General features: G+C 58.2%; 9 protein-coding genes and 1 tRNA gene. All 10 read left to right on the top strand.

Going from position 1 to position 12,665, the window contains the following annotated elements; all coding sequences use genetic code 11:
- On the top strand, positions 1-77 hold a 77-nt coding region (locus tag AWB69_RS46665; protein WP_291430591.1), incomplete at its 5' end, for an EF-Tu C-terminal domain-related protein.
- 75 nt (positions 78-152) lie between these two features.
- Positions 153-228: transfer RNA gene (locus AWB69_RS43675), tRNA-Trp, on the top strand.
- Between the two features lie 34 nt (positions 229-262).
- Positions 263-643 (top strand): preprotein translocase subunit SecE, encoded by a 381-nt coding sequence (gene secE / locus AWB69_RS43680; protein WP_047845327.1) that lies wholly within the window; start codon positions 263-265, stop codon positions 641-643.
- Position 644: 1 nt separating this feature from the next.
- A complete protein-coding gene (gene nusG / locus AWB69_RS43685; RefSeq protein ID WP_031361596.1) occupies positions 645-1,202 on the top strand; it encodes a transcription termination/antitermination protein NusG in 558 nt (185 codons plus the stop codon).
- Between the two features lie 156 nt (positions 1,203-1,358).
- Positions 1,359-1,790 (top strand): 50S ribosomal protein L11, encoded by a 432-nt coding sequence (gene rplK, locus AWB69_RS43690; protein WP_062092983.1) that lies wholly within the window; start codon positions 1,359-1,361, stop codon positions 1,788-1,790.
- A complete protein-coding gene (gene rplA, locus AWB69_RS43695; protein ID WP_062092984.1) occupies positions 1,791-2,486 on the top strand; it encodes a 50S ribosomal protein L1 in 696 nt (231 codons plus the stop codon).
- A 299-nt stretch (positions 2,487-2,785) separates the two neighbouring features.
- Entirely contained in the window at positions 2,786-3,316 is a 531-nt protein-coding gene (rplJ, locus tag AWB69_RS43700) for a 50S ribosomal protein L10 (RefSeq protein WP_047845330.1), read from the top strand.
- Positions 3,317-3,391: 75 nt separating this feature from the next.
- Positions 3,392-3,760 carry a 50S ribosomal protein L7/L12 gene (gene rplL / locus AWB69_RS43705; protein ID WP_062092985.1) on the top strand — a complete coding sequence of 123 codons (369 nt, stop codon included), beginning with the start codon at positions 3,392-3,394 and terminating at the stop codon, positions 3,758-3,760.
- Positions 3,761-4,127: 367 nt separating this feature from the next.
- On the top strand, positions 4,128-8,234 hold the full coding sequence (gene rpoB, locus AWB69_RS43710) for a DNA-directed RNA polymerase subunit beta (RefSeq protein WP_062092986.1): 4,107 nt from the start codon (positions 4,128-4,130) through the stop codon (positions 8,232-8,234).
- Between the two features lie 21 nt (positions 8,235-8,255).
- Positions 8,256-12,503 (top strand): DNA-directed RNA polymerase subunit beta', encoded by a 4,248-nt coding sequence (gene rpoC / locus AWB69_RS43715; protein ID WP_062092987.1) that lies wholly within the window; start codon positions 8,256-8,258, stop codon positions 12,501-12,503.
- Positions 12,504-12,665: the final 162 nt, after the last annotated feature.

Genomic DNA, 12,665 nt, shown 5'->3' on the forward strand with positions numbered 1-12,665 from the left:
AAGAAGGTCTGCGCTTCGCTATCCGTGAAGGCGGTCGTACCGTCGGCGCTGGTGTCGTCGCCAAGGTTCTCGAGTAAGTCGAGCAAAGCCAGAAATTGCTCGATAGTCTGTAGTTTTCGGGGTTGGCGAAATCGCCGACCCCAAAATGGTTTAGGGGTATAGCTCAACTGGCAGAGCGTCGGTCTCCAAAACCGAAGGTTGGGGGTTCGATTCCCTCTGCCCCTGCCACAATCTTGCGTCTCCGGGCGCTGCTTAAGGTGTTATGGCGAATCCTTCCGTCGAAACTGTAAATACTTCCGGCGACAAGTTGATGTTGACTGCGGGCGTATTGTTGGTCTTGGCCGGGTTCGTAGGTTTCTTCTGGCTGAGTGGCCAGGAGTGGTACGTTCGCGGCGCCGCGCTGGCTGTCGGTTTGATCGCGGGTGTTGCGGTCGGTCTTCTCTCCGCACCGGGAAAGGGTTTTATCGCCTTTGCCAAAGATTCGTACAAAGAAGTCCGTAAGGTGGTGTGGCCGACACGTAAGGAAGCCACGCAAACCACGCTGGTGGTCTTCGCATTTGTGCTGATCATGGCAATCTTCTTGTGGCTTAGCGATAAGTCGATTGAGTGGGTGATATTCTCGGTAATTCTGGGTTGGAGATGATATGAGCGAAGCACCAGCATCACCGAGCGGAAAACGTTGGTATGTCGTGCACGCCTACTCCGGTATGGAGAAGAGCGTGCAACGTGCGCTTCAGGAGCGCATCGACCGCGCCGGCATGCAAGATCAGTTTGGTCAAATCCTCGTCCCGACCGAAGAAGTCGTGGAAGTGAAGGGCGGTCACAAGTCGGTGACCGAGCGTCGTTTCTTTCCGGGCTATGTGCTCGTCGAAATGGAAATGACGGACGAAACGTGGCACCTGGTAAAAAATACCGCCAAGGTGACGGGTTTTGTTGGTGGGGCGCGTAATCGTCCGAGCCCGATCTCTCCGCGTGAAGTGGAAAAGATCATGTCGCAGATGCAGGAAGGCGTGGAAAAACCGCGTCCGAAAACGCTCTTCGAAGTGGGCGAGATGGTTCGGGTCAAGGACGGTCCGTTCACGGACTTCAACGGCAATGTCGAAGAAGTCAACTACGAGAAATCGCGCGTTCGGGTATCTGTCACCATTTTTGGACGTTCGACCCCCGTTGAACTGGAATTTGGTCAGGTCGAGAAGGTTTAAAAGCATTCGTTTTTTGCCGCGCTCGAAGTGTTCACTTCGTAGCGCGGTTCGCGCTTACAGTCCGCGTTATGGCTGTTGAGGAGCGTCAGTAGCCGATTTTGGCGAGCGCGCGTTATCACTCACCGAACGCTAACGCGTTCTGCAGAGGTTTTCAACATGGCAAAGAAAATCATCGGCTTTATCAAACTGCAGATTCCTGCAGGTAAAGCCAATCCGTCACCGCCGGTTGGTCCGGCACTGGGTCAGCGCGGCCTGAACATCATGGAGTTCTGCAAGGCGTTTAACGCGCAGACTCAAGCGATGGAGCCGGGTCTGCCGGTGCCGGTGGTTATTACGGCATTCGCGGACAAGAGCTTCACGTTCATCATGAAGACGCCGCCGGCTACCGTTCTGATCAAGAAGGCAGCGGGTATCCAGAAGGGTTCGCCGAAGCCGAATGCTGACAAGGTCGGCAAGATTACGCGCGCTCAAGCTGAAGAAATCGCAAAGACCAAGATGCCTGACCTGACGGCAGCGAATCTGGACGCAGCGGTCCGTACGATCGCCGGCAGCGCCCGTTCGATGGGCATCACCGTGGAGGGCGTGTAAATGGCTAAGCTTTCTAAGCGTCTTCAAGCGTTCGCCTCCAAGGTCGATCGTATGAAGCTGTATCCCGTCGACGACGCTCTTTCGCTCGTGAAAGAATGCGCAAGCGCGAAGTTCGATGAATCTATTGACGTAGCTGTGCAGCTCGGCATCGACGCGAAGAAGTCGGACCAAGTGGTTCGGGGTTCGGTCGTGTTGCCCGCAGGCACCGGCAAGTCGGTTCGCGTTGCTGTGTTTGCGCAAGGCGAAAAGGCTGAGCAGGCTCGTGCAGCCGGCGCAGAAATCGTCGGTATGGAAGACCTGGCTGAGCAAGTCAAGGCCGGTAACCTGAACTTCGACGTTGTGATCGCTTCGCCGGACACAATGCGCGTTGTCGGTACGCTCGGTCAGATTCTTGGCCCGCGCGGCCTGATGCCGAACCCGAAGGTCGGTACGGTTACCGCTGACGTTGCTCAAGCTGTTCGCAACGCAAAGGCTGGTCAGGTGCAGTTCCGCGTCGACAAGGGCGGGATCATCCACGCAACCATCGGCCGTGCTTCGTTTGAGCCGGCGTCGTTGCGTCAGAATTTGTCGGCACTGGTGGAAGCCCTTCAAAAGGCCAAGCCGGCGACCAGCAAGGGCGTGTATCTGCGCAAGATCGCATTGTCGAGCACCATGGGTGTCGGCGTGCGCGTAGATCACTCCACGCTCTCGCAGTAAAGAATCATGCGCTGGCTGACGCGATCTCGCGTCAGCCAGCGTTAAGGGCTTTGGGCGGTTGCAAGCTGCAGTTTGGCGAGCAACCGGTTGTCAAAGACCGTTGGCGGAAGCGCAGCAGTTGGGCGTGACCTTAATGCAAGCCAACGCAGATGGCGAACCCGGAACAGTTTTGGTGTGGTTGAAGTCGGTTGTCACGTGCCGTGAGGTACGCACCAGCCGGTCGAAATACTCCTGACAGGTCGGACGCCGTTGTTGAACGCGGTGCGCTAAGTTGGCGCATCGAATCTGGAGGTTTAACCGTGCCACTGAACAAAGAAGACAAGCAGGCAGTTGTCGCTGAAGTCGCCGCGCAAGTTGCGAAGGCTCAGACGATGGTGCTCGCTGAGTATCGTGGAATTGCGGTTGGCGATCTGACCAAGCTTCGCGCAAAGGCTCGCGAGCAACAAGTGTATCTCCGCGTGTTGAAAAACACGTTGGCGCGTCGCGCCGTGGAAGGTACGCCGTTCGCTCCGCTGGCCGAGCAGATGACCGGTCCTCTGATCTACGGCATCTCGGAAGATGCAATTGCTGCTGCCAAGGTTGTTAACGACTTCGGCAAAACCAATGACAAGTTGATCATCAAGGCTGGTTCCTACGAAGGCAACGTGATGGACAAGGCGGCTGTGCAAGCACTCGCCAACATCCCGAGCCGCGAAGAACTGCTCTCCAAGTTGTTGTACGTCATGCAAGCTCCTGTTGCCGGCTTCGCGCGCGCCCTGGCCGCGCTCGCCGCACAAAAGGGTGGCGGCGCTGAAGCTCCGGCTGAAGCTGAGCCGGAAGTTGCTGCTTAACGTACTGCGCTTGGTTGTCTGGTTAGGCTTACAAGATCGCTGGCTGTATCCGAATTCAATTTAGGAGTATCTCAAATGGCAATCGCAAAAGATGACATCCTCGAAGCAGTAAGCTCGATGTCGGTTCTGGAATTGAACGAGCTGGTCAAGGCGTTCGAAGAGAAGTTTGGCGTGTCGGCTGCAGCTGTTGCTGTTGCTGGCCCTGCTGGCGCCGCTGCTGTCGTCGAAGAGCAGACCGAGTTCACGGTGAACCTGGTCGAAATCGGCGCGAACAAGGTGTCGGTGATTAAGGCTGTTCGCGAACTGACGGGTCTCGGCCTGAAGGAAGCGAAGGACCTGGTTGACGGCGCACCGAAGCCTGTTAAGGAATCGGTACCGAAGGCTGCTGCTGAAGAAGCGAAGAAGAAGCTGGAAGAAGCAGGCGCGAAGGCTGAAATCAAGTAAGTTTCACTGCGCTTTGCTAAGGCTGGCGGTCTATTGACCGCCGGCCTTTTTCTGCTTTGTGGGGACAATGTTTTAAGTCGCCGGTAACGGCCACAAAAACCTCACAGAAGCCAAAGAAAAACATCGGTCGGGCGGTTTTACCGATTCTTTTCTTTGTCTTCTGAAGCGACTGCAGAAGGCAAGTTTGGTCGGGTAGCGGGCAACACAGGCATCCGCTGCCGTCAGCCAGCGGTTGGTAGCGGCCAACCACCAAGCTTCTAGGCTCGTTCGTCCTCCCCGGGCGTATGGCGAGTCTCAGTCGGTGAACACCGGGTCGTGTCATCGAGGTATCCCGCCTCGGCAACGCCCGCCGTGATTCGGAGATCGTATGCAATATTCCTTCACCGAGAAGAAGCGTATTCGCAAGAGTTTCGCGAAACGCCCCATCGTTCACCAGGTTCCCTTCTTGCTGGCAACCCAGCTTGAATCATTCAGCACATTTCTGCAAGCCGAGACCATCGGGACTCAGCGCAAGGCAGAAGGACTGCAAGCAGCATTCTCATCAGTGTTTCCGATCGTTTCGCACAACGGTTTTGCGCGTCTCGAGTTCGTCAGCTACATGCTCTCGCCGCCGGCATTCAACATCAAGGAATGTCAACAGCGCGGTTTGACGTATTGCTCCGCCTTGCGCGCGAAGGTGCGCCTGGTGCTGCTCGACAAGGAATCGCCGAGCAAGCCGGTCGTCAAGGAAGTGAAGGAACAGGAAGTTTACATGGGCGAAATGCCGCTCATGACGCCGACCGGTTCGTTCGTCATCAACGGCACGGAACGCGTGATCGTGTCCCAGTTGCACCGTTCGCCTGGCGTGTTCTTCGAACACGACAAGGGCAAGACGCACAGCTCGGGCAAGCTGCTGTTCTCGGCTCGTATCATCCCTTACCGTGGTTCGTGGCTCGACTTCGAATTCGATCCGAAGGACGTGCTGTATTTCCGCGTCGACCGTCGCCGGAAAATGCCTGTGACCATCCTGCTGAAGGCTATTGGCCTGACGCCGGAGCAGATCCTCGCAAACTTCTTCGTCTTCGATAACTTTGCTCTGATGGGTGAAGGCGCGCAGATGGAATTCGTGCCGGAGCGTCTGCGCGGTGAAGTCGCGCGCTTCGACATCCAGGATCGCGAAGGCACAGTCATCGTCCAGAAGGACAAGCGGATCAACGCGAAGCACATTCGCGACCTCGAAGCCGCGAAGACGAAGTTCATCTCGGTACCGGAAGACTATTTGCTTGGCCGCGTGCTGGCGAAGAACGTCGTAGATGGCGAGACGGGCGAAGTGATCGCGAACGCCAACGACGAGATCACCGAAATGGTGCTCGAGAAGCTGCGCGAGTCGAAGGTCAAGGACATCCAGACGCTCTACACGAACGATCTGGACCAGGGTCCGTACATCTCGTCGACGCTGCGTATCGACGAAACAGCCGACCGCATGGCTGCACGTATCGCGATCTATCGCATGATGCGTCCGGGCGAACCGCCGACGGAAGAAGCCGTCGAAGCGCTGTTCAACCGTCTGTTCTACAGCGAAGACGCGTACGACCTGTCGAAGGTGGGTCGTATGAAGTTCAATCGTCGCGTGGGCCGTGACGAAATCACCGGTCTGATGACGCTGCAGGACGACGACATCCTCGCGACCATCAAGATCCTGGTCGAGCTGCGTAACGGCAAGGGCGAAGTCGATGACATCGACCACTTGGGCAATCGCCGCGTGCGTTGCGTGGGTGAGTTGGCTGAGAACCAGTTCCGCGCAGGCCTCGTGCGCGTGGAACGGGCTGTGAAGGAACGTCTGGGTCAGGCTGAAAGCGAAAACCTGATGCCGCACGACCTGATCAACTCGAAGCCTATTTCGTCGGCCATTCGCGAGTTTTTCGGTTCGTCGCAGTTGTCGCAGTTTATGGACCAGACGAACCCGTTGTCGGAAATCACCCACAAGCGCCGTGTTTCGGCTCTTGGACCGGGCGGTTTGACGCGTGAACGCGCAGGCTTTGAAGTCCGCGACGTGCACCCGACCCACTACGGCCGTGTGTGCCCGATTGAAACGCCGGAAGGTCCGAACATCGGGCTGATCAACTCGCTGGCGCTGTACGCTCACTTGAATGAATACGGTTTCCTCGAGACGCCGTATCGGAAAGTGGTCGACAGCAAGGTGACTGATCAGATCGACTACCTGTCGGCGATTGAAGAAGGCCGCTACGTGATCGCTCAGGCGAACGCGTCGCTGGGCGAAGGCGGCACGCTGACCGACGAACTGGTTTCGTCGCGTGAAGCGGGCGAAACGCTGATGGTCACGCCGGACCGTATCCAGTACATGGACGTGGCGCCGTCGCAGATCGTGTCCGTGGCCGCTTCGCTGATTCCGTTCCTTGAACACGATGACGCGAACCGCGCATTGATGGGCTCGAACATGCAGCGTCAGGCGGTTCCTTGCCTGCGTCCTGAAAAGGCTGTGGTCGGTACGGGTATCGAACGTACTGTGGCAGTCGACTCGGGTACGACCGTGCAGGCGTTCCGCGGCGGTATCGTGGATTACGTCGATGCGGGCCGTATTGTGATTCGCGTGAACGACGATGAGGCGGTTGCCGGTGAAGTCGGTGTCGACATCTACAACCTGATCAAGTACACGCGTTCGAACCAGAACACGAACATCAACCAGCGTCCGATCGTCAAGGTCGGCGACCGTGTTGGCCGTGGCGACGTCGTGGCCGACGGCGCATCGACCGATCTGGGCGAGCTCGCGCTCGGCCAGAACATGCTGGTCGCGTTCATGCCGTGGAACGGCTACAACTTCGAAGATTCGATCCTGATCTCGGAGAAGGTCGTTGCTGAAGACCGTTACACGTCGATCCACATCGAAGAACTGAACGTGGTTGCACGCGACACCAAGCTCGGACCGGAAGAAATCACGCGCGACATCTCGAACCTGGCTGAAGTGCAACTCGGCCGTCTCGATGAGTCGGGCATTGTGTACATCGGCGCTGAAGTGGAAGCGGGCGACGTGCTGGTCGGCAAGGTCACGCCGAAGGGCGAAACTCAACTGACGCCGGAAGAAAAGCTGCTGCGCGCGATCTTCGGTGAGAAGGCGTCGGACGTGAAGGATACGTCGCTGCGCGTGCCGTCGGGCATGAGCGGAACGGTGATCGACGTGCAAGTGTTCACGCGCGAAGGCATTACGCGTGACAAGCGTGCACAGCAGATCATTGATGACGAACTGAAGCGTTATCGCCTGGACTTGAACGACCAGCTGCGCATTGTGGAAGGCGACGCGTTCTCGCGTCTCGCCCGTATGCTCAACGGCAAGGTCGCGAACGGCGGTCCGAAGAAGCTGGCGAAGGGCACGAAGATCGACCTGCCGTACCTGGAAGATCTGGATCACTACCACTGGTTCGACATCCGCCTCGCGGACGAAGAAGCAGCGGCACAGCTCGAAGCTATCAAGGATTCCATAGAACAAAAGCGTCACCAGTTCGATCTGGCGTTCGAAGAAAAGCGCAAGAAGCTGACGCAAGGCGACGAACTGCCGCCGGGCGTGCTGAAGATGGTCAAGGTGTACCTGGCTGTGAAGCGTCGTCTGCAACCGGGCGACAAGATGGCCGGCCGTCACGGTAACAAGGGTGTGGTGTCGAAGATCGTGCCGATCGAAGACATGCCGTACATGGCCGATGGCCGCCCGGCGGACGTCGTGCTGAATCCGCTCGGCGTGCCGTCGCGGATGAACGTGGGTCAGATTCTCGAAGTACATCTGGGCTGGGCCGCGAAGGGTCTGGGATGGCGTATCGGCGAAATGCTGCAGCGTCAGACGAAGATCGAAGAGCTGCGTGCTTTCCTGACCAAGATCTACAACGAGTCGGGCCGCAAGGAAGAGCTGGACAACTTCACTGACGACGAAATCGTCGAACTGGCGAAGAACCTGCGCGAAGGTGTTCCTTTTGCAACGCCGGTGTTCGACGGCGCGACGGAAGGCGAAATGGAACGTGCGCTGGACCTCGCGTTCCCTGACGACATCGCGAAGCAGTTGGGCATGACGAAGTCGAAGAATCAGGTGCAGTTGAGCGACGGCCGCACGGGTGAACCGTTCGAACGGACGGTCACAGTGGGCTACATGCACTACCTGAAACTGCATCACCTGGTTGACGACAAGATGCACGCTCGTTCGACCGGACCGTACTCGCTCGTCACGCAGCAGCCGCTGGGTGGTAAGGCGCAGTTCGGTGGCCAGCGTTTCGGTGAGATGGAAGTGTGGGCGCTCGAAGCATATGGCGCTTCGTACGTGCTGCAAGAAATGCTGACTGTTAAGTCGGATGACGTGGCGGGTCGTACCAAGGTGTATGAAAACCTGGTCAAGGGTGACCACGTGATCGACGCCGGCATGCCTGAGTCGTTCAATGTGTTGGTGAAGGAAATCCGGTCGCTCGGTATCGACATCGACCTGGACCGGAACTAATCGGACTACTGGAGAGACGCAATGAAAGCTCTGCTCGATCTATTCAAGCAAGTCCAACAACCTGAAGTTTTTGACGCGATCAAGATCGGTCTGGCCTCGCCGGACAAGATCCGTTCGTGGTCCTTCGGCGAAGTGAAGAAGCCTGAAACCATCAACTACCGGACGTTCAAGCCGGAACGCGATGGCCTGTTCTGCGCCAAGATTTTTGGCCCGATCAAGGACTACGAGTGCCTGTGCGGCAAGTACAAGCGCCTGAAGCACCGCGGTGTGATCTGCGAAAAGTGCGGCGTTGAAGTGACGCTCGCCAAGGTGCGTCGCGAACGGATGGGCCACATTGAACTGGCCTCGCCGGTTGCGCACATCTGGTTCTTGAAGTCGTTGCCGTCGCGTCTGGGCATGGTGCTCGACATGACGCTGCGCGACATCGAACGCGTGCTGTATTTCGAAGCGTACGTGGTGATCGAACCGGGCATGACGCCGCTGAAAGCGCGGCAGATCATGACCGAAGAGGATTACTACAACAAGGTCGAAGAATACGGCGACGAATTCCGTGCCGAGATGGGCGCGGAAGGCGTGCGTGAACTGCTGCGTGCGATCAACATCGACGAACAGGTCGAAGTGCTGCGCACCGAACTCAAGAACACGGGTTCGGAAGCGAAGATCAAGAAGTACGCGAAGCGCCTGAAAGTGCTCGAAGCATTCCAGCGTTCGGGCATCAAGCCTGACTGGATGGTGCTGGAAGTGCTGCCGGTGCTGCCGCCGGAACTGCGTCCGCTGGTGCCGCTGGATGGCGGCCGTTTCGCGACGTCGGACCTGAACGACTTGTATCGCCGCGTGATCAACCGTAACAACCGGTTGAAGCGTCTGCTCGAACTGAAGGCGCCTGAAATCATCGTCCGCAACGAAAAGCGGATGCTGCAGGAAGCCGTCGATTCGCTGCTCGACAACGGTCGTCGCGGTAAGGCCATGACCGGCGCGAACAAGCGTCCGCTGAAGTCGCTCGCTGACATGATCAAGGGTAAGGGCGGTCGTTTCCGTCAGAACTTGCTCGGTAAGCGCGTTGACTATTCGGGTCGTTCGGTGATCGTGGTCGGCCCGACGTTGAAGCTGCATCAGTGCGGTTTGCCGAAGCTGATGGCGCTCGAACTGTTCAAGCCGTTCATCTTCAACAAGCTCGAAGTGATGGGTGTTGCTACCACCATCAAGGCTGCGAAGAAGGAAGTCGAGAACCAGACGCCGGTGGTGTGGGACATCCTGGAAGAGGTGATCCGCGAACATCCGGTCATGCTGAACCGTGCGCCTACGCTTCACCGTCTTGGCATTCAGGCTTTCGAGCCGGTGCTGATCGAAGGTAAGGCTATCCAGCTGCACCCGCTCGTTTGCGCTGCGTTCAACGCCGACTTCGACGGTGACCAGATGGCCGTTCACGTGCCGCTGTCGCTGGAAGCGCAGATGGAAGCGCGCACGCTGATGCTGGCGTCGAACAACGTCTTGTTCCCGGCGAACGGCGATCCGTCGATCGTACCGTCGCAGGATATCGTGCTGGGCCTCTACTACGCATCGCGTGAAGCGGTGAATGGCAAGGGCGAAGGCATGACGTTCACGGGCGTGTCGGAAGCAATTCGCGCGTACGAGAACAAGGAAGTCGAGCTGGCGTCGCGCGTGAATGTCCGGATCACGGAAATGATCCACAACCCGGACCAGAGCGAAGGCGCACCGAAGTTCGTGCCGAAGATCACGCTGTACGCAACCACCGTTGGCCGTTCGATCCTGTCGGAAATTCTCCCGCCGGGACTGCCGTTCTCGGTGCTGAACCGTCCGCTGAAGAAGAAGGAAATTTCGCGCCTGATCAACACGGCATTCCGCAAGTGCGGTCTGCGCGAAACGGTGATCTTCGCCGACCAGCTGATGCAGATGGGTTTCCGTCTGGCTACGCGCGCCGGTATTTCGATTTGCGTCGACGACATGCTCGTGCCGCCGCAAAAAGAACAGATCGTCGGCGATGCAGCCAAGAAGGTGAAGGAATACGACCGTCAGTACATGTCGGGTCTCGTCACCTCGCAAGAGCGCTACAACAACGTGGTCGACATCTGGTCGGCAACGTCGGAAGCGGTCGGCAAGGCGATGATGGAGCAGTTGGCTACGGAACCCGTGGTCGACCGCGACGGCAATCAGACGAAGCAGGAATCGTTCAACTCGATCTACATGATGGCCGACTCGGGCGCTCGTGGATCCGCTGTTCAGATTCGTCAGCTGGCCGGTATGCGTGGCCTGATGGCGAAGCCGGACGGCTCGATTATCGAGACGCCTATCACGGCGAACTTCCGTGAAGGCCTGAACGTGTTGCAGTACTTCATCTCGACGCACGGTGCACGTAAAGGCCTGGCCGATACGGCGTTGAAGACGGCGAACTCGGGTTACCTGACGCGTCGTCTCGTCGACGTGACGCAGGACCTGGTCGTGGTCGAAGATGATTGCGGCACGACAAACGGCGTTGCCATGAAGGCGCTGGTTGAAGGCGGTGAAGTTGTCGAAGCGTTGCGTGACCGGATTCTCGGCCGCGTGACGGTGGCTGACGTCGTCAACCCGGAAACGCAGGAAACGCTGTACGAATCGGGCACGTTGCTCGACGAAGATGCAGTGGATGAAATCGAACGCCTGGGTATTGACGAAGTGCGCGTGCGCACGCCGTTGACCTGCGAAACGCGTTACGGCCTGTGCGCTTCGTGCTATGGCCGCGACCTGGGTCGTGGCTCGCGCGTGAACGTTGGCGAAGCGGTGGGTGTGATCGCTGCTCAGTCGATCGGCGAACCGGGCACGCAGCTGACCATGCGTACGTTCCACATCGGTGGTGCGGCATCGCGTGCGGCTATTGCTTCGTCGGTTGAAGCGAAGTCGAACGGCACGGTGCGTTTCACGGCAACCATGCGTTACGTCACGAATGCGAAGGGCGAGCAGATCGTCATCTCGCGTTCGGGCGAGGCGATCATTGCCGACGACCTCGGTCGTGAGCGCGAACGTCACAAAATCCCGTATGGCGCAACGTTGCTGCAACTGGACGGCGCGCAGATCAAGGCTGGTGCACAACTGGCTCAATGGGATCCGTTGACCCGTCCGATCATCACCGAGTGGGGCGGTACGGTGAAGTTCGAAAACGTCGAAGAAGGCGTGACGGTAGCGAAGCAGATCGACGATGTGACGGGGCTTTCAACGCTCGTCGTGATCGACGTGAAGCGTCGCGGTTCGCAAGCGGCAAAGAGCGTTCGTCCGCAAGTGAAGCTGCTCGATGCGCAAGGCGAAGAAGTCAAGATCCCGAACACCGAGCACTCGGTGCAGATCGGCTTCCAGGTCGGCGCACTGATCACCGTGAAGGATGGTCAGCAAGTGCAGGTGGGTGAAGTGCTGGCACGTATCCCGGTTGAAGCGCAGAAGACGCGTGACATTACCGGCGGTCTGCCGCGTGTGGCCGAACTGTTCGAAGCGCGCTCGCCGAAGGACGCCGGTATCTTGGCGGAAGTCACGGGTACGACGTCGTTTGGTAAGGACACGAAGGGCAAACAGCGTCTTGTTATTACCGACGTGGAAGGGGAACAGCATGAGTTCCTGATCACGAAGGAAAAGCAGGTGCTGGTGCACGATGGTCAGGTCGTCAACAAGGGCGAAATGATCGTCGATGGCCCGGCGGATCCGCACGACATCCTGCGTTTGCAGGGTATCGAAGCGCTGGCTCGCTACATCGTGGACGAAGTGCAGGACGTGTACCGTCTGCAGGGCGTGAAGATCAACGACAAGCACATTGAAGTGATCGTGCGTCAGATGTTGCGCCGTGTGCAGATCGTCGACAACGGCGATACGCGCTTCATCATGGGCGAACAGGTTGAGCGTTCGGACATGCTGGACGAGAACGACCGGATGGCCGCGGAAGACAAGATCCCCGCGACCTACGAGAACGTACTGCTGGGTATCACGAAGGCATCGCTCTCGACCGATTCGTTCATCTCGGCAGCTTCGTTCCAGGAAACGACGCGCGTGTTGACCGAAGCGGCCATCATGGGCAAGCGCGACGATTTGCGCGGTCTGAAGGAAAACGTGATCGTCGGCCGTTTGATTCCGGCTGGTACGGGTCTCGCGTTCCACAAGGCACGCAAGAGCCGCGAACTGTCGGATCGTCAACGCTTCGACCAGATTGCAGCGGAAGAATCGTTCGATTTCGGTACGCCCGAAACCGCACCTGCAGCACCTGCGGAACAGCAGCATCCGGCGGAGTAAGCTCTGGAGTCCGGGCCTTTTACAGGTTCGGGCTTCGGTAACTGATCTGCTAGTACGAGAAGCCGCCCGGTTCATACCGGGCGGCTTTTTTTGGTGCGCCGAGCATGCGCAACAGCTTGGGGGTGCAAGTCCCCTGTCCAACCTGATGGTGGTGAAGGACTA

The organism is Caballeronia udeis (genome assembly GCF_001544555.2).
GTDB classification, from domain to species: domain Bacteria; phylum Pseudomonadota; class Gammaproteobacteria; order Burkholderiales; family Burkholderiaceae; genus Caballeronia; species Caballeronia udeis.

Coding starts and splice junctions, on each gene's coding strand:
- rpoC (WP_062092987.1), top strand. CDS start 8,256: ATGAAAGCTCTGCTCGATCTATTCAAGCAAGTCCAACAACCTGAAGTT.
- rpoB (WP_062092986.1), top strand. CDS start 4,128: ATGCAATATTCCTTCACCGAGAAGAAGCGTATTCGCAAGAGTTTCGCG.
- rplK (WP_062092983.1), top strand. CDS start 1,359: ATGGCAAAGAAAATCATCGGCTTTATCAAACTGCAGATTCCTGCAGGT.
- rplL (WP_062092985.1), top strand. CDS start 3,392: ATGGCAATCGCAAAAGATGACATCCTCGAAGCAGTAAGCTCGATGTCG.
- secE (WP_047845327.1), top strand. CDS start 263: ATGGCGAATCCTTCCGTCGAAACTGTAAATACTTCCGGCGACAAGTTG.
- rplA (WP_062092984.1), top strand. CDS start 1,791: ATGGCTAAGCTTTCTAAGCGTCTTCAAGCGTTCGCCTCCAAGGTCGAT.
- nusG (WP_031361596.1), top strand. CDS start 645: ATGAGCGAAGCACCAGCATCACCGAGCGGAAAACGTTGGTATGTCGTG.